This window comes from Streptomyces sp. NPDC044571, assembly GCF_040647115.1.
In the GTDB taxonomy this organism is placed as follows: Bacteria; Actinomycetota; Actinomycetes; order Streptomycetales; family Streptomycetaceae; genus Streptomyces.
Genome location: NZ_JBEZBN010000010.1, coordinates 43,295 through 66,587 on the forward strand (window position 1 = coordinate 43,295; position 23,293 = coordinate 66,587).

Sequence of the window (23,293 nt, forward strand, 5' to 3'; positions counted from 1 at the left end):
ACCCATCAGTTTACGTCGATACCGTCCAGCCGATCGCCACCGCGGGTCCGCTACTGCTTCGCGCGGTCCTTCGGACGCGGCGCGTCCACCGGGCCCCGGCGCACCGCGCCCGGGGCGTTCCACTCCTGCCGCTTCTTCGCCCGCTTCTTCGCGAGCTCCGAGGACTCCAGCTGGTACGGCACCGAGGTGACCATCACACCGGGCGTGAACAGCAGACGGCCCTTGAGGCGCAGCGCGCTCTGGTTGTGCAGCAGGTGCTCGTACCAGCGGCCGACCACGTACTCCGGGATGTAGACGCTGACCGCGTCGCGCGGGTTCTCGCTGCGCAGGCCCTTGACGTACTCCACCACGGGGCGGGTGATCTCGCGGTACGGGGAGTCGAGGATCTTGAGCGGGACGTTGATGCCCCGCCGGTCCCATTCGTCCCGCAGCGCCTTGGTCTCGGCCGTGTCGACGCTGATGCTGAGCGCCTCCAGGGTGTCCGAGCGGGTCAGCTTGGCGAAGGCCAGGGCCCGCAGCGTGGGCTTGTGCACCTTGGAGACCAGGACGATGGAGTGGACCCGCGAGGGCCGCACGCTGTCGTCGCTCGGCCCCTCGGCCGCCGCGATCTCCTCGGCGACCCGGTCGTAGTGCTTCCGGATCGCGGTCATGGTGCCGTAGAAGATCAGCATGCCCAGCAGGGCGACCCACGCGCCGTGCGTGAACTTGGTGGCCAGGACCACGACCAGCACCAGACCGGTGAAGATCGCACCGAAGGTGTTGATGGCCCGCGAGCGGTGCATCCGGCGGCGGGCCGCCGGGTCCCGCTCGGTGCGCAGGTGGCGGTTCCAGTGCCGGACCATGCCGATCTGGCTGAGCGTGAAGGAGACGAACACGCCGACGATGTAGAGCTGGATCAGCTTCGTCGAGTCCGCGTCGTAGATCCACACGAGCAGCATGGCCGCGCCCGCGAGCAGCACGATGCCGTTCGAGAAGGCGAGGCGGTCACCCCGGGTGTGCAGCTGACGCGGCAGGTAGCGGTCCTGGGCGAGGATCGAGCCGAGCAGCGGGAAACCGTTGTAGGCGGTGTTCGCGGCCAGGAACAGGACGAGCGCGGTGGCCGTCGCCAGCAGGATGAACAGGATGCTGCCCTTGCCGAAGACCGCTTCGGCCACCTGGGAGATCACCGGGTGCTGGACGAAGCCCTCGCCGACGGGGACGCCGTCCTGGAGCAGGTTGGTGGCGGGCGCCTCGGCCATCTTCACGTCGGTGGCCATGGCCAGTCCGATGATCCCGCAGAACATGGTGACCGCCAGGCCGCCCATCAGGGCGAGGGTGGTGGCCGCGTTCTTGCTCTTGGGCTTGCGGAAGGCGGGGACGCCGTTGCTGATCGCCTCGACGCCGGTCAGGGCGGCACAGCCGGAGGAGAAGGCCCGCAGCAGCAGGAAGATCAGCGCGAACCCGGCCAGCCCCTGGTGTTCGGCCTTGATCTGCAGGCCGGCGGTCGGTGCCCGCATGTCGTCGCTCATGACGAGGCCGCGCCAGGCCCCCCAGGCGATCATCACGAAGACGGCGCCGACGAAGACATACGTGGGGATCGCGAAGAGTTTTCCGGATTCCTTCACACCGCGCAGATTCATCAGCGTGAGCAGCAGAATCATGATCATCGCGGAGAGCACCTTGTGCTCGATCACGAAATCCACGGCGGAGCCGAGATTCTCCACTCCGGAGGAGATCGACACGGCGACGGTCAGGACGTAGTCGACGAGCAAGGCGCTCGCCACGGTGAGGCCGGCTTTGGGGCCGAGATTGGTGTTGGCGACCTCGTAGTCGCCGCCGCCGCTCGGGTACGCATGGACGTTCTGCCGGTAGGACGCGACCACCGTGAACATCAGCACGACGACCGCGGCGGCGATCCAGGGACTGAAGTGGTACGCCGACACCCCCGCGATGGAGAGGACCAGGAGGACCTCACCAGGGGCATATGCCACTGAGGACAGCGGGTCGGAGGCGAAGACGGGTAGGGCGATCCGCTTGGGGAGGAGCGTTTCTCCGAGGCGGTCGCTGCGCAGCGCCCGGCCGATCAGGATCCGTTTGGGCACGTCGGTCAGTTTGGACACGAACAGGATCGTACCCGGGCAGCAAGAAGTCATATGGGCGACCGCCCGTGTGTAGCGTGGGCGGTGGTCTGAGACCCTGTTAAGCCTGAGCGTGAATGAGGCTGGGGAAACACAGCCGCTGACAGCCGGAAGGACGGCCGTGCACATCGTCATTATGGGCTGCGGAAGGGTGGGCTCCGCCCTCGCGCAGACCTTGGAACAGCAGGGGCATACGGTCGCGGTGATCGACCAGGACCCCACCGCATTCCGCCGGCTGGGTGCCGGATTCGGCGGGCGCCGCGTCACCGGGGTCGGCTTCGACCAGGACACCCTGCGCGAGGCCGGGATCGAGGACGCGGGCGCTTTCGCGGCCGTGAGCAGCGGTGACAATTCCAACATCATCGCTGCCCGGGTGGCCCGCGAGATGTTCGGCGTCGAGAACGTCGCCGCCCGCATCTACGACCCCAAGCGCGCCGAGGTGTACCAGCGCCTGGGCATCCCCACCGTGGCGACCGTGCGGTGGACCGCCGACCAGATGCTGCGCCGGCTGCTGCCCTCCGGTGCCGAGCCGCTGTGGCGCGACCCGAGCGGCGGCGTCCAGCTCGCCGAGGTGCACACCGCCGCCGCCTGGATCGGGCACAAGGTCAGCAAGCTGCAGGACGAGACGGGCGTGCGCGTGGCCTTCCTCACCCGCCTGGGTGAGGCGATGCTGCCGACGTCGCAGACGGTGCTGCAGGAGGGCGACCTCGTGCACGTGATGATGCGCACGGACGAGATCGAAAAGGTCGAGGCCGCCTTGGCCGAGGGGCCCGAGGAGGCACACGCATGAGGGTCGCGATCGCCGGAGCCGGCGCGGTGGGCCGTTCCATCGCGGGCGAGCTGCTGGAGAACGGGCACGAGGTGCTGCTCGTCGACAAGGCGCCGACCGCCATCTCGGTGGAGCGGGTGCCGCAGGCCGAATGGCTGCTGGCCGACGCCTGCGAGATCACCTCGCTGGACGAGGCCGCGCTGCAGCGCTGCAACGTGGTCATCGCCGCGACGGGCGACGACAAGGTCAACCTGGTCGTCTCGCTGCTGGCCAAGACCGAGTACGGGGTGCCGCGCGTGGTGGCCCGGGTCAACAACCCGAAGAACGAGTGGCTCTTCAACGAGTCCTGGGGCGTCGACGTCGCGGTCTCCACGCCGCGCCTGATGTCGGCCCTGGTCGAGGAGGCCGTCAGCGTCGGCGACCTGGTGCGGCTGCTCCGCTTCAGCCACGGCGACGCCAACCTGGTCGAGCTGACCCTGCCCGCCGACTCCTCCGTCGCCGGAACGCAGATCAGCGAGATCACCTGGCCCGAGGACACCTCGCTGGTCACGATCATCCGCGGCAACCGGGTGCTCACCCCGCACGCCGAGGAGACCCTGGAGCCGGGTGACGAACTGCTCTTCGTGGCCGCCCAGGCCCGGGAGGAGCAGCTGGAGGACCTCCTCCAGGCCCGTCAGTAGCAGCCCCGACCGGTTCCCCGGACGAGGACACGGGAAAGACGAGGACACGGGAAAGGGGCGGGCCGACCGCAAGGGTCGGACCGCCCCTTCTCGCTCCCCGCGGGGCATCGCGGGGGTAGGCGGCGGCGGTGCCGTCAGTCCCGGTTCTCCCGAGCGGCAGCGGCAGCGGCCTCGGCGGCCTTCTCGGCCTCCTCCTTGGCCTCCCACTCCGCGATCACGTCGATCGGCGGCGGCGCCTTCGCGAGGAACACCCACGTGAAGTACACCGCCAGCACCATCGGCGGCAGCTTCAGGGCGATCAGCACCCAGCCCAGCTGCGTCGCGTCCCCCCACCAGTAAAGCGGGAAGAGGATCGCGTACTTGGCGATGAAGATCAGGCCCCAGGCCAGACTGGCCTTGGTGTACGCCTTCTTGCGCCCCGGGTTGCGGGTGCGCCAGGACAGGTTCTCCTTGAACACCGGCCCCAGCACCACGCCCAGCAGGGGGAACCCCACCAGCGCGGACAGCGTGAAGGCCACCCCGAGCCCGGCCCCGTAGATCATTCCGGGCAGGTAGAAACCCTTCGCGGTGCCGGTGAACAGGGCGAAGGCCACGCCCACGCCCACGCCGAAGACCCCGCTGAAGGCGTGCTTGACCGTGTCCTTGCGCAGCAGCCGCACGATGACCAGCGCCACGGCGACGGCGCCCGCCGCGATCGCGGACATCTTCACGTCCCGGTTGAACGTGTAGATCATCACGAAGAGCAGGCCCGGGAGCATCGTCTCCACGGTGCCCCGGATCCCCCCGAAGGCGTTGAAGAGTGCCGCCTGGGTCACTGCCTTCTGGTCCTCGGCGGGCTCCGCCGCGGCGTGCGTCGCGGGCGTGGACCCGGGGGTCGGGGGTTTGTCGAGTGACGTCACCGGTCAGTGCTCCTGTCCGAGCGGTCGGAGTTCGTACTTCGGATTGAAGAGGACCCGTCGGCCGTGGCTCATCGCGATCCGCCCGGAAGCGATCATGCGGCGCCCGGGTTCGATTCCCACGATCGAGCGACGCCCGAGCCAGACCACGTCCAGCGCGGCGGAACCGTCGAAGAGCTCCGCCTCCAGGGCGGGCACGCCCGCACGCGGCCGCAGGGTGACCGTACGCAGGGTGCCGGTCACCTTGACTATCTGGCGGTCGTGGGAATCGCAGATCCGCGTGCACCCCGCGGCCTCTGCGTCCTCCTGCAGCTCCGCCGAATGCAGCTCCTCCTGCGAGGTGGACAGCCGCTCGATCATCCGGCGGAACCGGCCCGCCGGCCGGAGCGGCTTGGCGGACTTCTCGGGACGCGGTTCAGCACTCATACAGGAAGCGTACCGGCGGGCCCGCTACCTCTCGAAGCGGTATCCCATGCCCGGTTCGGTGATGAAGTGCCGCGGACGCGAGGGGTCGGCCTCCAGTTTGCGCCGCAGCTGCGCCATGTAGACGCGCAGGTAGTTCGTCTCGGTCCCGTACGAGGGCCCCCAGACCTCCTGCAACAGCTGCTTCTGCCCGACCAGCCTGCCGCCGTTGCGCACCAGCACCTCCAGCAGGTGCCATTCGGTCGGCGTGAGCCGTACGTCGCGTCCCTCGCGCACCGCCTTCTTGGCGGCCAGGTCCACGGTGAAGCCGTCGGTCTCCACGACGACGTCGTCCTCTCCCGCGCCGGCGAGCGGCTCGGCCCGGCGGACCGCGGCGCGCAGCCGCGCCAGCAGCTCGTCCATGCCGAAGGGCTTGGTGACGTAGTCGTCGGCCCCGGCGTCCAGGGCCTCGACCTTCTCGTCGGAGCTGTGCCGGGCCGAGAGGACGAGGATCGGGACCCTGGACCAGCCGCGCAGGCCCTTGATCACCTCGACGCCGTCCATGTCGGGCAGGCCGAGGTCGAGGACGACCACGTCGGGGCGCCGGGCGGCCGCGAGTTCGAGGGCACCGGCACCGTCGGCCGCCGCGTCGACCACGTACTTGCGCGCCTTCAGATTGATCACGAGGGCTCGGACGATCTGCGGCTCGTCGTCCACCACGAGCACCCGGGTCATCGGGGACCTGCTTTCTCTTGAATCGCCTGTGTCGCAGGGGTCGCACGGATCGCACGGGTCGCCTGGTTTGCCGGCGGCGCCTGAGCCGCAGGGGGCGCGGGAGCCTCGCGGATCGCAGCGGCCACGAGCCCCGCGCGGTCCGGCACCGGTTCCACGGGGGTACGCGGTCGCGCCCCGCCCGCTGTCACGGCGCGCAGAGTGAGCACCATGGTCAGCCCGCCGCCCGGGGTGTCCTCGGCGGCCAGGGTGCCGTCCATGGCCTCGGCGAAGCCCCGGGCGACGGCGAGTCCCAGCCCCACCCCGGCCCCGCGCGGCGCGTCTCCGTGCCGCTGGAAGGGAGCGAAGATGCGGTCCTTGGCCCCGTCGGGCACCCCCGGCCCGCGGTCCACGACGCGCACCTCCACCCGGTCGCCGAGGAAACTGGCGGCGACGAGCACCGGCTCCCCCGCCGGGCTGTACTTGACGGCGTTCTCCACCACGTTGGCCACGCTGCGCTCCAGCAGCCCGGGGTCCACCGCCACCATCGGCAGGGTCTCCGGGACGTCGAGCACCACGCTGTCCTCGGGTACGCCGCCCAGCGCCATCGGGATCACCTCGTCGAGGTCGATCTCCCGGAGCAGCGGGGTCACCGTCCCGGTCTGCAGCCGGGACATGTCCAGCAGGTTGCCCACCAGGTGGTCGAGCCGGTCGGCGCCGTTCTCGATGCCCTCCAGGAGCTCGGCCCGATCCTCCTCGGACCAGTCCACGTCGTCGGAGCGCAGGGAGCTGACGGAGGCCTTGATGGAGGCCAGGGGCGTACGGAGGTCATGGCTGACGGCGGCGAGCAGCGCGGTCCGGATCCGGTTGCCCTCCGCGAGCCGCCGGGCCCCCTCGGCCTCCCCCACCAGCCGCTGCCGGTCCAGCACCACGGCGGCCTGGGCGGCGAAGGCGCCGAGCACCCGGCGGTCCTCGGCGGGCAGCACCCGGCCCGACAGGGCGAGCGCCATGTGGTCCCCGATGGGCATGTCCACATCGGCGTCCTCGGGGCGGTCGACCGGGTTCGGGCCGACGCTGCCGGCCCGCCGCCAGGGCTCCGCGCCGCCCGCCCGCTCCAGCAGGGCCACCGATTCCATGGCGAAGGTCTCGCGGACCCGCTCCAGCAACGCGTCCAGCGCGGTCTCGCCGCGCAGCACGCTGCCGGCCAGGAAGGAGAGGATCTCGGACTCGGCGCGCAGTCGCGCGGCCTGGTGGGTGCGCCGGGCGGCCAGGTCGACCACCGAGGCCACGGAGACCGCCACCCCGACGAACACGGCGATGGCCATGATGTTGCGGGGGTCGGCGATGGTGAACCGGTGCACCGGCGGCGTGAAGAAGTAGTTCAGCAGCAGGGAGCCGAAGGCCGCCGAGGCCAGCGCCGGCAGCAGTCCGCCCACCAGCGCGGCCGCCACGGTCAGCGCGAGGAAGAGCAGCATGTCGTTGGCCAGGCCCGCGTCGGCGTCGACATGGGTGAGCAGCAGGGCCAGCAGGGCCGGGCAGACCACCCCGACCACCCAGCCGGTGAGGATGCGGGTGCGCCCGAGCCGGGCCGCGGAGCGGGCCACGGGCAGTCCCCGGCCCCTGGCGACCTCCTCGTGCGTGACGATGTGCACGTCGAGGTCGGGTCCCGAGTCGCGGGCCACCGTCGCGCCGACGCCGGGGCCGAAGACGTACTGCCAGGCCTTGCGCCGGCTGGAACCGAGGACGATCTGGGTGGCGTTGACCCCGCGGGCGAATTCGAGCAGCGCCTCGGGGACGTTGTCGCCGATCACATGGTGAAACGTTCCGCCAAGATCCTCGACCAGGGTGCGCTGGACCGCGAGCTCCTTCGGCGAGGCCGCGGTCAGCCCGTCGCTGCGGGCGACGTACACGGCCAGGATCTCGCTGCCCGAGCCCTTGGCCGCCATCCGGGAGGCACGGCGGATGAGCGTGCCCCCCTCGGGGCCGCCGGTGAGCCCGACGACGATCCGCTCCCGCGCCTGCCAGGTGGAGCGGATGTCGTGCTCGCCGCGGTACTGCTGGAGGTGTTCGTCGGCCCGGTCGGCCACCCACAGCAGCGCGAGCTCGCGCAGGGCGGTCAGGTTCCCCGGCCGGAAGTAGTTCGACAGGGCCGCGTCGACCTTGTCGGGCCGATAGATGTTGCCGTGGGCCATGCGCCGGCGCAGTGCCTGCGGGGACATGTCGACCAGCTCGATCTGGTCGGCCCGGCGCACCATCTCGTCGGGGATGGTCTCCCGCTGCCGTACGCCCGTGATGCTCTCCACCACGTCGCCGAGCGACTCCAGGTGCTGGATGTTCACGGTGGTCACGACGTCGATGCCGGCCCGGAGCAGCTCCTCCACGTCCTGCCAGCGCTTGGCGTTGCGCGAGCCCGGCACGTTGGTGTGCGCCAGTTCGTCGACGAGGGCGATCGCGGGCCTGCGGGCCAGGACGGCGTCCACGTCCATCTCGGTGAAGGCGGCGCCCCGGTACGACAGCTCCCCCCGCGGCAGCTGCTCCAGCCCGTGCAGCATCACCTCGGTCCGCGGCCGCCCGTGGTGCTCGACGAAGCCGACCACGCAGTCGGCCCCCCGCTCCACCCGACGGTGGCCTTCGGAGAGCATCGCGTACGTCTTGCCCACACCGGGTGCCGCGCCGAGGTAGATCCGTAGCCTGCCGCGTCCCATGCGCCCCATTCTCCGGGACGCCCCCGCCGCTCACGCACCGTTGACCGGCTCTTCGGCGATTCCTGACGCTTCCCTGACGACGGCGGGCCGTACCCCGAAGGAGTACGGCCCGCGGCCGAAAACAGTCGTCGACCCTCGTCATCCGTACGCGGCGACGGCGGTCGCACGTACGCAGCCGGGTAGGCGGGTCAGCGGACCTCGGTGATCTCCGGGCCGCGCTCCAGCTGGCCCATGCCGCCGGAGAAGCGGGAGCCCTCCTGGTCCTCGCTCTGCACGCCGTCCGGCACCATCTGGGCGTCGTTCGGCAGCTTCAGCACGATCGGGTCGCGCGGAGCCATCGGGCCGTCGCCGCGGACGATGACGGTGTCCCGGAAGATCTGCTCCAGCAGGCCCGCCGACTCGGGGCGCACCGCGCCCTGGCCGGAGATGACCCCGCGCAGGAACCAGCGCGGGCCGTCCACGCCGACGAAGCGGACCAGCTGGGCGCCGGTCTGGCCGTCGGGCATCGGTACGGGCACCTGCGCGCGCAGCTCCCAGCCCAGCGGACCCTCGACCTCGTCGATGATGCCGCCCTGCTGGGTGATGCCCGCGGCGATCTCCTCGCGGACCTCGCCCCAGATGCCTTCCCTCTTCGGTGCGGCGAAGGCCTGGAGCTGCACGGCGCTGTCGCCGAGCACGACCGTCGCGGCGACGATCGCGTCGCCGGCGACCTCGACGCGCAGTTCCATGCCCTCGACACCGGGTACGAGGATGCCGCCGAGGTCGACCCGGCCTTCCGCCGGGGAACCGGGTACCTCGGAGACGTCCCAGGGGCCGTCGGGCCGCGGGGCCGGCGGCAGATTCACCCGGCGGGGGGCGGCGTCGATGTCCTCGCTGCCGTCCTGCTCATCGCCGACCACGCCGTCCACGACCTGCTCGGCCGCGCCGCCGTCCTTGGCGGAGTCGTTCTTCTTGCGACGTCCGAACACGTCACTGTCCTTCCCGGTCGGATACGACCGAAGCGTAGCCATTCCCACCCTGCTGACCAGCGCCGGATCCGGCCACGGCCGCATGACCACCGGTGGAGCCGAAACCCCCCTCGGCCCGCGCCGAGCCGGGAAGCTCCGCCACCTCGTGGAAGCGCACCTTCTCGACCCTCTGGACAACCAGCTGGGCAATGCGGTCGAAGCGCTCGAACCGGACGCTCTCGCGCGGGTCGAGATTGACCACGATCACCTTGATCTCCCCACGGTACCCGGCATCCACCGTCCCCGGGGCATTCACGAGCGCGAGCCCGCAGCGGGCCGCCAGCCCGGAGCGCGGGTGCACGAAGGCCGCGTACCCGTCGGGCAGGGCGATGGACACCCCCGTCGGCAGCACCGTGCGCTCGCCGGGCGCCAGTTCGGCGGCGACGGTGGTCACCAGGTCGCAGCCGGCATCGCCGGGATGACCGTAGGCGGGGACGGGCACCTCGGGATCGAGGCGCTTGAGCAGCACGTCGATCGGGTGCCGGGTGTCGTGGTTGTTCAGAGCCATCAGGGGTTCACCTCGAAGGCGCGTGCGCGCCTGACCTGGTCCGGGTCGGACATCGCCGCCCGGATCTCCTCGGGCCGACCGTTGTCGATGAAGTGGTCGACCTTCACCTCGATGAAGAGCGCGTCCGCGCGCACGGCGACCGGGCCGCCGGGGCCGCCTATCCGGCCGACGGCAGTGGAGTAGATCTTGCGCCCGGCGACGGCGGTCACCTCCGCCTCCAGGTACAGCACGGTGTCCACGGGCACGGGCAGCACGAAGTCGGTCTCCAGCCGCCCGGTCACGGCGATGACGCGCAGCAACCAGTTCAGGGAGCCCAGCGTCTCGTCGAGCGCGGTGGCGAGCACGCCGCCGTGCGCGAGGCCGGGGGCGCCCTGGTGGGCGGGCTTGACGGTGAACTCGGCGGTGACGCGCACGCCCTCGCCCGCGCGGGCCTCCAGGTGGAGTCCGTGGGGCTGGCCTCCGCCGCAGCCGAAACAGTGCTCGTAGTGCGCACCGAGGAGCTCGCCGGGCGCCGGGGCATCGGGGTGCCGGACCGGTGCGGAGGCATCGGCCGGGGGCGTCAACGCTGTGTTTCGTCCACTCACAGGCGCTGACCTTACCCGCGCCGCTACCCGCGGGTCGCCCCGTGGCAGGCTTGGCGCCATGCAGCTCTCCCCCGCGCACCACGACGAACGTCTGACCGCCCCCCGATCCTGGTGGGGCATCGCCGCACTCATCGGCCTGGCGTGTGCGCTGATGCTGCTGCCGCTGGGCACGCTGCCGCTGCTGGCGGGGCTGGTCGGCGGATCGGCGCTGGCCGGGATCCTGGTGAGCGCGTACGGCTCCGCGCGCGTGCGCGTGGTGAACGGTGCGCTGGCGGCGGGGGACGCGCGGATCCCGGTGGCGGCCCTGGGCGAGCCGGAGGTCCTGGAGCCGGAGGAGGCGCGCGCCTGGCGCACGCACAAGGCGGATGTCCGCGCCTTCATGCTGATGCGCAGCTACATCCCGACGGCGGTCCGCGTCCCGGTCACCGACCCGGGGGACCCGACCCCGTACGTCTACGTCTCGACCCGGGAGCCGCAGGCCCTGGCGGCGGCGATCCGGGCGGCCAAGGCGGGCTCTGCCGGCAGGTGAGGCGCGGGCCCTGCGGTTGAGGCGCGGGCCTCGCCGGCTGCAGGGCCGGCCCCGCTCACGGGAAGACCGGGCCCGGCGCTCACCGGGAAATCGGGGCCCGGCGGCGGCGCTCAGTCCTCGCCTTCCGGTTCCGGCCCTTCGAGTGCGGTCCTGGTCGCCCCGCCAAGGGGCTGGGAAGGCTGCTCCAGGGCCGCGGGCTGCGGCAGTGCGTCCCAGGGCACGGCGCGCCTGCGCAGGTCGGCACGGACCTTCTCGGCGAGTTTGCGGGTGTCGCGGCGGTTCATGACCGCTCCGACGGCGGCGCCGATCATGAACGGCGTCAGGCTCGGCAGGTTGCGGACCATCCGCTTCGTGATCTGCTGGCGCAGTTCGCGCTTCATCTGACCGCCGAGCGCGAGGTTCAGCGTCGTCGGCTTCGTCAGGTCCACCCCGCGCTCCTCCGTCCACGCGGTGAGGTAGGCGAGGCTGCGCTCCTTGAGGTTGCCGGGCGGGCGCAGGCCGTACACCTCGTGGAGTTCCGCGATGAGCTTCAGCTCGATGGCCGCGACGCCGGTGACCTCCGCGGCCAGTTCCGCCGGCATGGCGGGCGGCGTCGGCAGCATCGCGGCCGCGCCGATGCCCGCGCCCACCGTGGACGTGCCGTTGGCGGCGCCCGCGATCAGCTTGTCGGCCAGCTGATCGGGACCGAGGCCCGGGAAGTGCGCGCGCAGGGTCGCGAGGTCCCGTACGGGCACGCGTGGTGCGAGCTCGATGACGCGGTCGGTGATGTACAGGGCGGCGGTCCTGGCGCCTTCGCCGCCCCTGCGCACACCGTTTCTGACGGCTTGCATCCGACGAGCCCCGGACCGGTGCCGGGTGCTCTCCTCGGCCCCCGGGGCCGACCGCTCCGCCGGGGCGGAGCGGGAGGACTCGGCGGGCACGCCGGGGGCTCCTGGACCCGTTTCCGGGCCCGTGGCTCCCGCCTGCGTCTCCGCCGGGTCACCAGACTTCCGGAAGCGGCGCTTCCGGAACGGGGTCGAGCCGGTCACGGCCGACGCCTCTCAGTCGCAGTCGCGGCAGATCGGCTGACCGTTCTTCTCGCGCGCCAGCTGGCTGCGGTGGTGCACGAGGAAGCAGCTCATGCAGGTGAACTCATCGGCCTGCTTGGGCAGGACCCGGACGGCCAGCTCCTCGTTGGAGAGGTCCGCGCCGGGGAGCTCCATGCCCTCCGCCGCGTCGAAGTCGTCGACGTCGACGCTGGACGAGGACTTCTCGTTGCGCCGGGCCTTCAGCTCTTCAATGCTGTCGTTGTCGACGTCGTCGTCGGTCTTGCGTGGGGTGTCGTAATCCGTTGCCATTGTTCGCTCTCCCCCTCTGGGATTTAGCGGTGTCTCAGCGCACGTAACGCGCGAGAGGCCGGACTTGTGCCCGACCTGAGGCGGAGATTTTGCCTCACATCAAGGTCTGTTACTCAATCGACACCCAGCCGCCCACCTGAAGGAGCGAGCGGCTGGGATGACGACCGGGACCGTACACGGTCCGGGGGCCGTCGTGCACAAACGCCACCCCGTGTATTTCCCGCCGTTCGAGGTGCCGGAAACCCGGACTTCCCGGGCTTTCCGGCACTTCCTGGGGTCACTGAACGCACATGACCCAACACTCGACAATGTGATCGATCACACAGCTCGATCCCTTCCCGCCCCCACGACATTCAGCCGATAGCGAACAAGAAGGACCCGGACTCACAGGGGCAAAGTGACACGCATCACGAGGCCACCGCCCTCGCGCGGGGTCGCCGTGATCCGTCCGCCGTGCGCCCGCGCCACGGAGCGCGCGATGGACAGGCCGAGCCCCACACCCTTGTCACTGCCCGTTCGCTCCGTACGCAGCCGTCTGAAGGGCTCGAAGAGGTTGTCCACCTCGTACGCGGGAACAACGGGACCCGTGTTCGACACGACGAGCACCGCCTCGCCGTGCTGCGCCTCCGTGGTGACCTCCACCCAGCCGCCCTCCGGCACGTTGTACCGCAGGCCGTTCTGCACGAGGTTCAGGGCGATCCGCTCCAGCAGGACGCCGTTGCCCTGGACCACCGCGGGCGCCTGCTCCCCGCGGATCTCCACGCCCTTGGCGGCCGCCTCGACCCGGGCCTGGTCGAGGGCGCGCGAGGCGACCTCCGCCAGGTCCACGGGCTTGCGCTCGACGATCTGGTTCTCGCTCCTGGCGAGCAGCAGCAGGCCCTCGACCAGCTGCTCGCTGCGCTCGTTGGTGGCCAGCAGGGTCTTGCCGAGTTGCTGGAGCTCCACCGGCGCCCCGGGATCCGAGAGGTGCACCTCCAGCAGGGTCCGGTTGATGGCGAGGGGCGTGCGCAGCTCGTGCGACGCGTTCGCCACGAACCTCTGCTGGGCCGTGAAGGCCCGCTCCAACCGGTCGAGCATCTCGTCGAAGGTGTCGGCGAGCTCCTTGAGCTCGTCGTCCGGCCCGTCCAGCTCGATCCGCCGGGTCAGATCGGAGCCCACCACCCGGCGGGCGGTGCGGGTGATCTTGCCGAGCGGCGACAGCACCCGTCCGGCCATCGCGTAGCCGAAGGCGAACGCGATGATGCTCAGGCCCAGCAGGGCCATCAGCGAGCGGCTGAGCAGGTCGTCGAGCGCGTGCCGGCGCTGTTCGAGGACGCACTGGCTGATGGCGGCGTTGAACTGGTCGTACGACTGCTCAAGCCCCACCACCCCGGGACACGTGCTGCTGGTGACCTGGACCTTCTGGCCACCCACGATCTTGAACGGCAGGGCGTTGCCCTCCCGCAGGGCCTGGGCCGCGAGCAGGTAGATGATCGACAGCAGCAGGATGCCGGCGATCAGGAACATCCCGCCGTACAGCAGGGTGAGGCGTATGCGGATGGTCGGCCGCAGCCAAGGGAAGGGACCCTCGGGCTGGCCGGGGTCCCACGTCGGTTTCGGCGGCGCCGCCGGTGGCGCCGGGGTCGTTGCCACCCGCGTCAGATCCGGTAGCCGGAGCCGGGCACGGTCACGATGACCGGCGGCTCCCCCAGCTTGCGCCGCAGTGTCATGACCGTCACCCGGACCACGTTGGTGAAGGGGTCGGTGTTCTCGTCCCATGCCTTCTCCAGCAGCTGCTCGGCGGAGACCACGGTCCCCTCGCTCCGCATGAGGACCTCCAGAACCGCGAACTCCTTGGGTGCCAGCTGCACCTCCCGGCCCTCGCGGAACACCTCACGGCGGTTCGGGTCCAGCTTGATGCCGGCCCGCTCCAGGACCGGCGGCAGCGCGACGGTGGTGCGCCGCCCGAGGGCCCGCACGCGGGCGGTCAGCTCGGTGAACGCGAAGGGCTTCGGCAGGTAGTCGTCGGCGCCGAGCTCCAGCCCCTCGACCCGGTCGCTCACGTCGCCGGAGGCGGTCAGCATCAGCACCCGGGTGGGCATGCCGAGCTCGACGATCTTCCGGCAGACGTCGTCGCCGTGCACGAGCGGAAGGTCCCGGTCGAGGACGACCACGTCGTAGTCGTTCACCCCGACGCGCTCCAGGGCCGCGGCGCCGTCGTACACGACGTCCACCGCCATGGCCTCCCGGCGCAGTCCGGTGGCCACCGCATCGGCGAGCAGCTGCTCGTCCTCGACGACGAGTACGCGCACGTCGCTTCCTTCCTCCGAGCTCCCCCAGCTACCGCTGGGACGTGCCCCCATCAGGGCACACACGTGTATGGGCGTCGTCCATCCTGCCCTTTTCAGCCGTAAACCGGCTGTAAGACGCCGCTCAGGCCCCCTGGGTCCCATGGAAGTGAGGATTCCCTCGTCTTGCGAGGTTTCTGCGCCCAGGGTGCCGGGGAGGACGAGAGCACACCCCATCCACTCCCTGACGGCGGACTGCCGCGTGCCGACCGCCGCCGACCCACGCAGAGGGGGCGCACCCACATGGACGCATTCACCGCAGGTCTCCTGCAGCGCATCAGGACCACGCAGTCGGACCTCAGGCACGCCCGTGAGACGGGCGACGACTTCCTCGTGGAAGTGGAGCAGGCGGAACTGGAAGACCTCCAGCGCCTCGCAGCCGAGCACGGAGTGCCGGTTTCCGCCTGCTGATCACCGAACTCCACCCCCCGGACCCCGGCCGCCCGCCCGGCAGCCGGGGTTCCTTCCTGTCCGGGGTCCGGGCTCCGCGGCCGGGGGCCGGGGGCCGGGGGCCGGGGGCCGGCGGCCTAGTCGTGCCAGGCCCCGGCCTCCTCCAGCAGCGGCTGGAGCGAGGCGAACACCGCGGGGGTGGCGGCCAGCGCCAGCTCCCCCGAGGCGGGCCGCCCCGGGCGCCCGCCCGTCAGCGCCCCGGCCTCCCGGGCGATCAGCTCGCCGGCGGCCAGGTCCCAGGGGTTCAGGCCGCGCTCGTAGTACGCGTCCAGCCGCCCCGCGGCCACGTCGCTGAGGTCCAGCGCCGCCGAGCCGCCCCGGCGGATGTCCCGTACCCGGGGGATCACCACCCGTGCGACCTCGGCCTGCTGCTCCTTGCGGGCCTGGAGGTACGCGAAGCCGGTCCCCACCAGCGCCTGGTCCAGCGGTGCGGCCGCCCGGCAGGCCAGCCGGACCCCGCCGCTCCACGCGCCGCCCCCGAGCACCGCGTGGTACGTCTCCCCGCGCATCGGCGCGGCCACGACTCCCACCACCGTCTCGCCCCGGTACTCGGCCGCCACCGAGACGCTCCAGCTCGGCAGCCCGTACAGGTAGTTGACGGTGCCGTCCAGCGGGTCCACGACCCAGCGCACGCCGCTCGTCCCCGGGCTGTCCGCGCCCTCCTCGCCCAGCAGCCCGTCCTCGGGCCGCCGCTCCGCGAGGACGGAGGTGATCAGCTTCTCCGCCGCGATGTCCATCTCGGTCACCACGTCGATCGGGCTGCTCTTCGTCTTCGCCACCGCCAGGTCGGCGGGCCGGCCGTCCCGGAGGAGCTCTCCGGCCCGCCGGGCGGCCTCCAGGCCCACGTCGAGCAGCTCGGCCTTCAGTTCCTCTGGGATCACGATCGGTCCCACCCTCCTACGCGTAGGGGCTGTCGGCGCCCGCGGCGGCCGGACGCGGGCTGCGCGAGGGGCAGCAGCCCACGGCGCACAGGTCGTGGGACGCGCCCAGCAGCCCCACCCAGCATTCCTCGGGCGACTCCCCGCGTTCCTTCGCGGCGCGCTCCAGGACCAGTTCCCGTACGGCTTCGGCGAAGCGCGGATCGGCGCCGACGGTCGCGGAGCGCTCAGCCGGCAGGCCCAGCTCGGCCGCCTTGGCGGTGGCCTCGGTGTCGAGGTCGTAGAGGACCTCCATGTGGTCCGACACGAAGCCGATCGGCACCATGACGACGGCCGGTGCGCCGTCCCCGTGGAGGGCCTCCAGGTGGTCGCAGATGTCGGGTTCCAGCCAGGGGATGTGCGGGGCGCCGCTGCGGGACTGGTAGACGAGCTGCCAGGGGTGGGCCCGGCCGGTCCGCTGCGCGACCGCCTCGGCGATCACCCGGGCGACGTCGAGGTGCTGCTTGACGTACGCCCCGCCCTCGCCGTCCTCGGTGTGGTCCTCGACGGGGCCGGAGGTGTCGGCCGCGGCGGTCGGGATCGAGTGGGTGGTGAAGGCGAGGTGCGCGCCGTCCCGGACCTTCTCGGGCAGCGACTCCAGTGCGCCGAGCACCCCGTCGATCATGGGCTCCACGAAGCCGGGGTGGTTGAAGTAGTGCCGCAGCTTGTCCACCCGCGGCAGCGCCAGGCCTTCCCCTTCGAGGGTTGCCAGTGCGTCGGCGAGGTTCTCCCGGTACTGCCGGCATCCGGAGTACGAGGCGTACGCGCTGGTGGCGAGCACCGCGATCCGGCGGCGGCCGTCCTGGACCATCTCACGCAGGACATCGGTCAGGTACGGCGACCAGTTCCGGTTCCCCCAGTACACGGGCAGGTCCAGCCCGTGCTCGGCGAAGTCCTTGCGCAGCGCGTCCAGCAGTTCGCGGTTCTGCGCGTTGATCGGGCTGACGCCGCCGAAGCCGAAGTAGTGCTGCCCGACCTCCTTGAGGCGTTCGCGCGGGATGCCGCGCCCGCGCGTGACGTTCTCCAGGAAGGGCACGACGTCGTCGGGTCCCTCGGGACCGCCGAAGGAGAGCAGGAGCAGGGCGTCGTACGGGCGGGCCGTGCCGCCCTCGCCCGGGGCGCGGTTCGGGAGCTGGTCAGACATGTCCCGAATCCTGCCACCCGCCGCCGACCGCCGGTAACCGGCCTCACCGGCCGGACACCCCGTTCCCGCAGGTAAGGTGACCCTTACTTCCCTCTTCCCTCCCCTCCACCCGTGCGGGCGCCGCAGAGCGGACGTAATCTGTACGGGCTGTTCACGTCCCTTACGGAGCCCTCCTTGCCGAGCCCCTACCGCGCGATTTTCGCCGCCCCCGGAACCAAGGGGTTCAGCGCCGCCGGACTCATCGGGCGGATGCCGATCGCCATGGTCGGCGTGGGCGTCCTGACGATGATCACCGAGATCGACGGCCGCTACGCCCTGGCCGGCGCACTCACGGCCACCATCGCGCTCTCCGCCGCCGTCCTGGGCCCGCAGATATCCCGCCTCGTGGACCAGTACGGCCAGCGGCGGGTGCTGCGGCCGGTGACCCTGGTGGCCGTGGCCGCCGTGTCGGCCCTGCTCGTCGCAGCTGCCAACGGCTGGCCCGACTGGACCCTGTTCGTCTTCTCCGCCGTCGCGGGCTGCGTGCCGAGCGTGGGATCGATGGTCCGCGCGCGCTGGAGCGCCCTCTACCGCGACACCCCCCAACTCCACACGGCGTACTCCTTCGAGTCGGTCCTGGACGAGGTCTGCTTCATCCTGGGCCCGCCCGTGGCCACGACGCTGTCCGCGAGCTGGTTCCCCGAGGCCGGTCCGCTCGTCGCGACCGTCTGCCTGCTCGTCGGCGTCTGGTGGCTCACCGCCCTGCGCGGCACCGAGCCGAAGCCGCATCCGCGCCACGAACAGCCCGACGCCTCCTCGGCCCTGCGCTCGCGCGGGCTCCAGGTCCTGGTGGCGACCTTCGTGGCGACCGGAGCGATCTTCGGCTCCATCGACGTGGCGACACTGGCCTTCGCCGAGGAGCACGGCCACAAGTCCGCCACCGGCTTCGTCCTCTCCGTCTGGGCCCTCGGGTCCTGCCTGGCGGGCATCGTCTTCGGACTGCTGCGCTTCAAGGGCCGGGTGGAAATCCGCTGGGTCCTGGGCATCTGTGCGATGGCCGTGAGTATGATCCCCCTCCTACTGGCCGGGAACCTTCCGTTTCTGTCGGTGGCGCTCTTCGTCTCGGGCCTCGCCATCGCTCCCACGATGGTCACCACGATGGCCCTGATCGAGGCGCACGTACCACGCGAAAAGCTGACCGAGGGCATGACCTGGACCAGCACCGGGCTCGCGGTCGGCGTCGCGATCGGCTCCTCGGTGGCCGGCTGGGTGATCGACGCGGCCGGCGCCAGGACCGGGTACGTCGTCTCCATCTCGGCGGGGGCGGCCGCGGCGGCGGTGGCGTTCGCGGGATTCCGCCGGCTGACGAGGCCGGCGCAAGGGGAGGAGCGCTCCACCGATGGGGACGGCGACAGCAGCGAACTACGGGACCGCGTGGCGTAACTGGGCGGGCAACGTCTCGGCCAATCCGGCCCGGGTGGTGACCCCGGCCTCGGTCGGGGAGCTTCAGGAGGCGGTCCGGCGGGCCGCCGAGGACGGCCTGAGGGTGAAGGCGGTGGGCACCGGCCACTCCTTCACCGCGGCCGCCGCGACGGACGGGGTGCTCGTACGCCCGCAGGCGCTGGCCGGGATCCGCGCGATCGACCGGGAGGCCGGCACCGTCACCGTGGCGGCGGGCACCGCGCTCAAGGACCTCAACCGGGCCCTGGCGCGCGAGGGCCTCTCGCTCACCAACATGGGCGACATCATGGAGCAGACCGTCTCCGGCGCCACCAGCACCGGCACCCACGGCACGGGCCGCGATTCCGCCTCCATCGCCGCCCAGATCCGCGGCCTGGAGCTGGTCACCGCCGACGGCCGGCTGCTGACCTGCTCCGAGAAGGAGAATCCCGAGGTCTTCGCGGCCGCCCGGATCGGCATCGGGGCCCTCGGCATCGTCACCGCGCTCACCTTCGCCGTGGAGCCGCTGTTCTTCCTGACCGCCCGTGAGGAGCCCATGGGCTTCGACCGGGTGACCGGGGAGTTCGAGCAGCACTTCGCGGAGAACGAGCACTTCGAGTTCTACTGGTTCCCGCACACCGGCAACTGCAACACCAAGCGCAACAACCGCAGCCAGGGCCCCGCCGCCCCGCCCGGGGCGCTGAGCGCCTGGGTCGAGGACGAGCTGCTGTCCAACGGCGTCTTCCAGGCCGTCAACTCGCTGGGCCGCGCCGTCCCCGCCACCATCCCGTCCATCGCCCGGATCGCCAGCCGGGCGCTGTCGGCCCGGACCTACACGGACATCCCGTACAAGGTGTTCACCAGTCCGCGCCGCGTGCGCTTCGTGGAGATGGAGTACGCCCTTCCGCGCGAGCAGGTGGTCGAGGCCCTGCGGGAGCTGCGGGCGATGGTGGACCGCTCCGGGCTGCGGATCAGCTTCCCGGTGGAGGTGCGGACGGCTCCGGCGGACGACATCGCGCTGTCGACGGCCTCGGGGCGCGACACGGCGTACATCGCGGTGCACATGTACCGGGGCACCCCGTACCAGGACTACTTCACGGCCGCCGAGCAGATCTTCACGGCGCACGGCGGCCGGCCGCACTGGGGCAAGGTGCACACGCGGGACGCGGAGTACCTCTCCCGCGCCTACCCGCGCTTCGGCGAGTTCACCGCACTGCGGGACCGGCTGGACCCGGACCGGCTGTTCGGCAACGACTACCTGCGGCGCGTCCTCGGGGACTGACCGGAGGCGGGCCCGGGGACTGACCCGGACTCAGGAGCAGCCGGGCAGCGGGGTGTCCGGCCGCTCTCCCCGCCGACCCGGCGAAGCCAAAGTTCCATTTCTGCGGATTCTGTGAAGCACACCACCCGAAAACGGGCAGGTCCGCAGGTCCGGCCCGATCCGGGGCAGCCCAACTGCCGCCGCCCCGGACAAGTTCGGCGGCGCGGCGGTCCACCCAGGTGGCCCGAATGGAGTACTGTGGCGAGCCCTGGGGCCGTCCTTCCTTCCGGATGTCCGGACCCGGGAGAGGGAGCCGGCTGATGGAGAAACGGCACTCAAGACCGGTGATGCCGCGGCATTGCACGGATCCTGCTGCGCACAGTAATCATTCGGTCACTGTGTGTGCCCAACAGGTAACCGTGCCATAACGGCGATCAAGGGCGCATGCCCGACACGCCGGTTGAACTCGGCAAGGTTGTGGCAGGCTGCACCCGGGCAGGCCACACTCGACTAGCGGAAGCAGCGACGCACGTGACGTCGGCAGGCACCACCCGGGAGGTCCCCATGCCCGAACTGCGTGTCGTGGCCGTCTCAAATGACGGCACACGACTGGTGCTCAAGGCTGCGGACAGCACGGAGTACACGCTTCCGATCGACGAACGGCTGCGGGCTGCCGTGCGCAACGACCGCGCACGCCTCAACCAGATCGAGATCGAGGTGGAGAGCCACCTCCGCCCCCGCGACATCCAGGCCCGCATACGGGCCGGTGCCTCCGCGGAGGAGGTCGCCCAGTTCGCCGGCATCCCCGTCGAGCGCGTACGCCGCTTCGAGGGCCCCGTGCTCGCCGAGCGCGCGTTCATGGCGGAGCGGGCGCGCAAGACTCCCGTACGCCGTCCCGGCGAGAACACCGGACCGCAGCTCGGCGAGGCCGTGCAGGAGCGGCTCACGCTGCGCGGCGCGGAGAAGGAGTCGGTCCAGTGGGACTCCTGGCGCCGCGACGACGGCACCTGGGAAGTACTGCTGGTCTACCGGGTCGCGGGGGAACCGCACTCGGCGAGCTGGACGTACGACCCGCCGCGCCGGCTGGTCGTCGCCGTGGACGACGAGGCCCGCTCCCTGATCGGCGAGGCGGACGACCTGCCCGCGACCCCGGAGCCGAGCTTCCCCTTCGTGCCGAGGATCGCGCGGCTGCCGCGGGACCGGCCGCTGGACCGCGCCCTCGACCGGCAGTTGGAGCGGGCCGCCAACCACACGGCCCCGGCTCCGGCACCCGAGCCGGAGGAGGAGCGGGACTCCCTGACCAGCCTGCTGGAAGCGGTCCCGAGCTTCCGCGGCGACCTGGTGGTTCCGGAACGCACCGACGTCCCCGCGGAGGAGCCGGAGGCGGAGGAGCCGCCGGCGGCGTCGGCGAGCGCCGGAGCCGCGTACGCGGACGTGCTCATGCCGCGCACGGTGGCGGGCCACCGGGAACGCCTGACCGGCACCACCGACCGCCAGGCGGAGGCCGACGGGGTCCGCCCCGGCCGCCGCGCGGCGGTTCCCAGCTGGGACGAGATCGTCTTCGGCACCCGCCGCAAGAAACAGGAGTAGCAGGAGGCTCGGGCGGGCGGGCGCCCCTCGGCGCCGCCCACCCGATCCACCCGCCCGCTCCGCCCACCCGACCCACCCGCCCGCTGCGGGCGCCGTTACCGCGGGTCCGCTCCCGTGGCGACCGGGCGCCGCGGGTCCGAGGACCAGTCCGACCAGCTGCCCGCGTAGAGGGCCGACGGGATCCCCGCCACCTCCAGCGCGAGTACCTCCTGCGCGCCGGAGACCCCCGAACCGCAGTACACGCCGACCGGGGCCTGCCCCGTGACCCCGAGCGCGGTGAAGCGCGCCCGCAGGGCCTGCGGTGCGAGGAACCGCCCGTCCGGGCCCAGGTTCTCGGTGGTCGGGGCCGACACCGCACCCGGGATGTGCCCGCCCACCGGGTCGATCGGCTCGACCTCGCCGCGGTAGCGCTCCCCCGCGCGGGCGTCCAGGAGGATGCCCTGGCGGGCGAGCGCAGCTGCCGCGTCCGCGTCCAGCAGCCCGACCGCCCCCGGAGTTGGCTTGAAATCCCCTTCCGCTGCGGAGACGGCGTCGGCGGACACCGTGCCGCCCGCCTCCGTCCACGCGGTCAGGCCCCCGTCCAGCACCCGCACGTCCCGGTGCCCCGTCCAGCGCAGCAGCCACCAGGCCCGCGCCGCTCCCCAGCCCTGACCCCCGTCGTACGCCACCACCGGCACGTCGGCGCGGACCCCGGCCCGGCGCATCACCGCCCCGAACTCCTCCGGATCGGGCAGCGGGTGGCGCCCGCCCCGCCCGTCCGGACGCACCGGACCTGCCAGTTCGCGATCGAGGTCGACGTACACCGCCCCCGGCAGGTGGCCGGCCTCGTACGCGGGCCGCAGGTCGGGGCCGCCGAGCTGCCAGCGGACGTCCAGCAGCACCGGCGGCCGCCCACCGGCCAGCTCGGCCATCAGTTCGGACGCGGAGAGGATCGGGGAGCGCGCAGGGTTCTCAGTCATACGGTCCATCTTCCTCCCACCTCGCGGCTGCGGGCCCGCCCGGCTCCGACAGGCCGCGCTGATTCGGTCATCTGCGCGCCGCTCCCCCGGATCGGCCCGGTCGGGGCGCGCCGGACCCGCCGGAGTGACAGCATCTCCTGCGGGACGCGCGCGCCCGACGACGGAGGAGACGGCTGACATGACCGAGGCAGTGGAACCGACACGGCGCCCGCCCGGCACCCCGTGCTGGGCGAGTCTGATGGTGCACGGCCTCGGGAGCACCGAGGCGTTCTACGGCGACCTGTTCGGCTGGGAGTACGTGCCCGGCCCCGAGCCCTTCGGCCCGTACGTCCGCGCGCTGCTCGGCGGCCAGGAGGTGGCCGGTATCGGCGAGATGCCGCCGGACCGGCACCTGCCGGTGGCCTGGACGACGTACTTCGCGACGGACGACGCCGACGCCACGGCCGAGACGATCCGCTCCTGCGGCGGCACGGTCGCCGTCGGCCCCCTCGATGCGGGCAGCGCCGGGCGGGTGGCGATCTGCTCCGACCCGCTGGGGGCGATCTTCGGACTCTGGCAGGCCGGTGACCACATCAGGACCCAGCTGTCGGGCGTGCCCGGGACGCCGGTCTGGAACGAACTGGTCACCCAGGACACCTCCACGGTCGGCAAGTTCTACGAGCACGTCTTCGGCCACGAGGCCCGCAGCCACGACGCGGCCGGCGCGGACTTCGACTACCTCACCCTCGTACTGGACGACCGGCCGGTCGCCGCCGTGCACGGGGTCGGCCGTTCGCTCCCGCACGACCGGGGGCCGCACTGGATGACGTACTTCGAGGTCGCGGACGCCGACGCCGCCGCCGTACAGGTCCAGCTGCTCGGCGGACGCATCGTCCAGCCGCCCCGGGAGGCCCTCACGGGCCGGCTGGTCACGGTCGCGGACCCGGAGGGCGCGGTCCTCACCCTGCTCCAGTCACGGCCGGGCGACGTCGTCTGAAACCC

The 23,293-nt window shown here is 71.9% G+C and carries 23 protein-coding genes; 8 read left to right on the forward strand and 15 right to left on the reverse strand.

The window, feature by feature from the left end:
* Positions 1-50 precede the first annotated feature (50 nt).
* A complete protein-coding gene (locus tag AB0B01_RS07760; RefSeq protein WP_361713971.1) occupies positions 51-2,099 on the reverse strand; it encodes an APC family permease in 2,049 nt (682 codons plus the stop codon).
* Positions 2,100-2,238: 139 nt separating this feature from the next.
* Here AB0B01_RS07760 and AB0B01_RS07765 point away from each other — a divergent pair, with 139 nt between their 5' ends.
* Both AB0B01_RS07765 and AB0B01_RS07770 read left to right on the forward strand, forming a co-directional pair.
* Positions 2,239-2,907, forward strand: a complete 669-nt coding sequence (locus AB0B01_RS07765) for a TrkA family potassium uptake protein (RefSeq protein ID WP_361713972.1) — start codon at positions 2,239-2,241, stop codon at positions 2,905-2,907.
* The gene (locus tag AB0B01_RS07770; RefSeq protein WP_361713973.1) at positions 2,904-3,566 is read left to right on the forward strand and encodes a TrkA family potassium uptake protein; all 663 of its coding nucleotides are present in this window, start codon (positions 2,904-2,906) and stop codon (positions 3,564-3,566) included. The genes AB0B01_RS07765 and AB0B01_RS07770 overlap by 4 nt, the downstream gene beginning before the upstream one ends.
* 134 nt (positions 3,567-3,700) lie before the next feature.
* Here AB0B01_RS07770 and AB0B01_RS07775 read toward each other — a convergent pair whose 3' ends face one another.
* From AB0B01_RS07775 to AB0B01_RS07805, 7 genes are all read right to left on the reverse strand, one after another.
* Entirely contained in the window at positions 3,701-4,465 is a 765-nt protein-coding gene (locus tag AB0B01_RS07775; protein ID WP_361713974.1) for a DUF3159 domain-containing protein, read from the reverse strand.
* 3 nt (positions 4,466-4,468) lie between these two features.
* Entirely contained in the window at positions 4,469-4,888 is a 420-nt protein-coding gene (locus AB0B01_RS07780; RefSeq protein ID WP_361713975.1) for an OB-fold nucleic acid binding domain-containing protein, read from the reverse strand.
* Between the two features lie 24 nt (positions 4,889-4,912).
* Positions 4,913-5,599: a response regulator gene (locus AB0B01_RS07785; RefSeq protein WP_361713977.1), complete on the reverse strand. Its 687-nt coding sequence runs from the start codon at positions 5,597-5,599 to the stop codon at positions 4,913-4,915.
* Positions 5,596-8,280 (reverse strand): sensor histidine kinase KdpD, encoded by a 2,685-nt coding sequence (locus AB0B01_RS07790; protein WP_361713979.1) that lies wholly within the window; start codon positions 8,278-8,280, stop codon positions 5,596-5,598. Before AB0B01_RS07790 ends, AB0B01_RS07785 begins: the two co-directional genes overlap by 4 nt.
* A gap of 188 nt (positions 8,281-8,468) precedes the next feature.
* Positions 8,469-9,248 (reverse strand): DUF3710 domain-containing protein, encoded by a 780-nt coding sequence (locus AB0B01_RS07795; protein WP_361713980.1) that lies wholly within the window; start codon positions 9,246-9,248, stop codon positions 8,469-8,471.
* 1 nt (position 9,249) lies between these two features.
* Positions 9,250-9,795: a dUTP diphosphatase gene (gene dut, locus AB0B01_RS07800; RefSeq protein ID WP_361713981.1), complete on the reverse strand. Its 546-nt coding sequence runs from the start codon at positions 9,793-9,795 to the stop codon at positions 9,250-9,252.
* A complete protein-coding gene (locus tag AB0B01_RS07805) occupies positions 9,795-10,379 on the reverse strand; it encodes a PaaI family thioesterase (protein WP_361713983.1) in 585 nt (194 codons plus the stop codon). The genes dut and AB0B01_RS07805 overlap by 1 nt, the downstream gene beginning before the upstream one ends.
* A 58-nt stretch (positions 10,380-10,437) precedes the next feature.
* Here AB0B01_RS07805 and AB0B01_RS07810 point away from each other — a divergent pair, with 58 nt between their 5' ends.
* Entirely contained in the window at positions 10,438-10,908 is a 471-nt protein-coding gene (locus AB0B01_RS07810; RefSeq protein ID WP_361713985.1) for a DUF3093 domain-containing protein, read from the forward strand.
* Positions 10,909-11,018: 110 nt separating this feature from the next.
* Here the strand turns inward: AB0B01_RS07810 and AB0B01_RS07815 are convergent, their stop codons facing one another.
* The 4 genes from AB0B01_RS07815 to AB0B01_RS07830 all read right to left on the reverse strand — a co-directional run bounded on the left by AB0B01_RS07815 (position 11,019) and on the right by AB0B01_RS07830 (position 14,536).
* Positions 11,019-11,936 (reverse strand): hypothetical protein, encoded by a 918-nt coding sequence (locus tag AB0B01_RS07815; protein WP_361713987.1) that lies wholly within the window; start codon positions 11,934-11,936, stop codon positions 11,019-11,021.
* A 12-nt stretch (positions 11,937-11,948) separates the two neighbouring features.
* On the reverse strand, positions 11,949-12,245 hold the full coding sequence (locus AB0B01_RS07820) for a DUF4193 domain-containing protein (protein ID WP_030154344.1): 297 nt from the start codon (positions 12,243-12,245) through the stop codon (positions 11,949-11,951).
* A 384-nt stretch (positions 12,246-12,629) separates the two neighbouring features.
* Positions 12,630-13,877, reverse strand: a complete 1,248-nt coding sequence (locus AB0B01_RS07825; protein ID WP_361713989.1) for a HAMP domain-containing sensor histidine kinase — start codon at positions 13,875-13,877, stop codon at positions 12,630-12,632.
* Between the two features lie 5 nt (positions 13,878-13,882).
* A complete protein-coding gene (locus tag AB0B01_RS07830; RefSeq protein ID WP_030036265.1) occupies positions 13,883-14,536 on the reverse strand; it encodes a response regulator transcription factor in 654 nt (217 codons plus the stop codon).
* A 279-nt stretch (positions 14,537-14,815) separates the two neighbouring features.
* Here AB0B01_RS07830 and AB0B01_RS07835 point away from each other — a divergent pair, with 279 nt between their 5' ends.
* Positions 14,816-14,983 (forward strand): hypothetical protein, encoded by a 168-nt coding sequence (locus tag AB0B01_RS07835; protein ID WP_356848478.1) that lies wholly within the window; start codon positions 14,816-14,818, stop codon positions 14,981-14,983.
* A gap of 116 nt (positions 14,984-15,099) precedes the next feature.
* On the opposite strand, the gene AB0B01_RS07840 is transcribed toward AB0B01_RS07835, so the two are convergent.
* Positions 15,100-15,903: an inositol monophosphatase family protein gene (locus AB0B01_RS07840; RefSeq protein ID WP_361713991.1), complete on the reverse strand. Its 804-nt coding sequence runs from the start codon at positions 15,901-15,903 to the stop codon at positions 15,100-15,102.
* A 16-nt stretch (positions 15,904-15,919) separates the two neighbouring features.
* On the reverse strand, positions 15,920-17,083 hold the full coding sequence (locus AB0B01_RS07845; protein ID WP_361713993.1) for a ferrochelatase: 1,164 nt from the start codon (positions 17,081-17,083) through the stop codon (positions 15,920-15,922).
* 174 nt (positions 17,084-17,257) lie between these two features.
* On the opposite strand from AB0B01_RS07845, the gene AB0B01_RS07850 reads away from it, so the two are divergent.
* The 3 genes from AB0B01_RS07850 (at position 17,258) to sepH (ending at position 21,353) form a co-directional block, all read left to right on the forward strand.
* The gene (locus AB0B01_RS07850) at positions 17,258-18,505 is read left to right on the forward strand and encodes an MFS transporter (RefSeq protein WP_361713995.1); all 1,248 of its coding nucleotides are present in this window, start codon (positions 17,258-17,260) and stop codon (positions 18,503-18,505) included.
* Positions 18,462-19,784, forward strand: coding sequence for a D-arabinono-1,4-lactone oxidase (locus AB0B01_RS07855; RefSeq protein WP_361713997.1), 1,323 nt, complete (start codon positions 18,462-18,464; stop codon positions 19,782-19,784). Before AB0B01_RS07850 ends, AB0B01_RS07855 begins: the two co-directional genes overlap by 44 nt.
* A gap of 543 nt (positions 19,785-20,327) precedes the next feature.
* Positions 20,328-21,353: a septation protein SepH gene (gene sepH / locus AB0B01_RS07860; protein ID WP_361713999.1), complete on the forward strand. Its 1,026-nt coding sequence runs from the start codon at positions 20,328-20,330 to the stop codon at positions 21,351-21,353.
* Between the two features lie 95 nt (positions 21,354-21,448).
* Here sepH and AB0B01_RS07865 read toward each other — a convergent pair whose 3' ends face one another.
* Positions 21,449-22,312 (reverse strand): sulfurtransferase, encoded by an 864-nt coding sequence (locus AB0B01_RS07865; RefSeq protein WP_361714000.1) that lies wholly within the window; start codon positions 22,310-22,312, stop codon positions 21,449-21,451.
* A 178-nt stretch (positions 22,313-22,490) separates the two neighbouring features.
* Between AB0B01_RS07865 and AB0B01_RS07870 the strand changes: the two genes are divergently transcribed.
* Positions 22,491-23,288: a VOC family protein gene (locus tag AB0B01_RS07870; RefSeq protein ID WP_361714001.1), complete on the forward strand. Its 798-nt coding sequence runs from the start codon at positions 22,491-22,493 to the stop codon at positions 23,286-23,288.
* The last annotated feature ends 5 nt before the right edge of the window (positions 23,289-23,293 follow it).

Bases quoted from the DNA above. Each gene is read 5' to 3' on its own strand.
- AB0B01_RS07770 (WP_361713973.1), top strand. From the start codon at position 2,904: ATGAGGGTCGCGATCGCCGGAGCCGGCGCGGTGGGCCGTTCCATCGCG.
- AB0B01_RS07780 (WP_361713975.1), bottom strand. From the start codon at position 4,888: ATGAGTGCTGAACCGCGTCCCGAGAAGTCCGCCAAGCCGCTCCGGCCG.
- AB0B01_RS07785 (WP_361713977.1), bottom strand. From the start codon at position 5,599: ATGACCCGGGTGCTCGTGGTGGACGACGAGCCGCAGATCGTCCGAGCC.
- AB0B01_RS07790 (WP_361713979.1), bottom strand. From the start codon at position 8,280: ATGGGACGCGGCAGGCTACGGATCTACCTCGGCGCGGCACCCGGTGTG.
- dut (WP_361713981.1), bottom strand. From the start codon at position 9,795: ATGGCTCTGAACAACCACGACACCCGGCACCCGATCGACGTGCTGCTC.
- AB0B01_RS07810 (WP_361713985.1), top strand. From the start codon at position 10,438: ATGCAGCTCTCCCCCGCGCACCACGACGAACGTCTGACCGCCCCCCGA.
- AB0B01_RS07820 (WP_030154344.1), bottom strand. From the start codon at position 12,245: ATGGCAACGGATTACGACACCCCACGCAAGACCGACGACGACGTCGAC.
- AB0B01_RS07835 (WP_356848478.1), top strand. From the start codon at position 14,816: ATGGACGCATTCACCGCAGGTCTCCTGCAGCGCATCAGGACCACGCAG.
- AB0B01_RS07845 (WP_361713993.1), bottom strand. From the start codon at position 17,083: ATGTCTGACCAGCTCCCGAACCGCGCCCCGGGCGAGGGCGGCACGGCC.
- AB0B01_RS07855 (WP_361713997.1), top strand. From the start codon at position 18,462: ATGGGGACGGCGACAGCAGCGAACTACGGGACCGCGTGGCGTAACTGG.
- sepH (WP_361713999.1), top strand. From the start codon at position 20,328: ATGCCCGAACTGCGTGTCGTGGCCGTCTCAAATGACGGCACACGACTG.
- AB0B01_RS07865 (WP_361714000.1), bottom strand. From the start codon at position 22,312: ATGACTGAGAACCCTGCGCGCTCCCCGATCCTCTCCGCGTCCGAACTG.
- AB0B01_RS07870 (WP_361714001.1), top strand. From the start codon at position 22,491: ATGACCGAGGCAGTGGAACCGACACGGCGCCCGCCCGGCACCCCGTGC.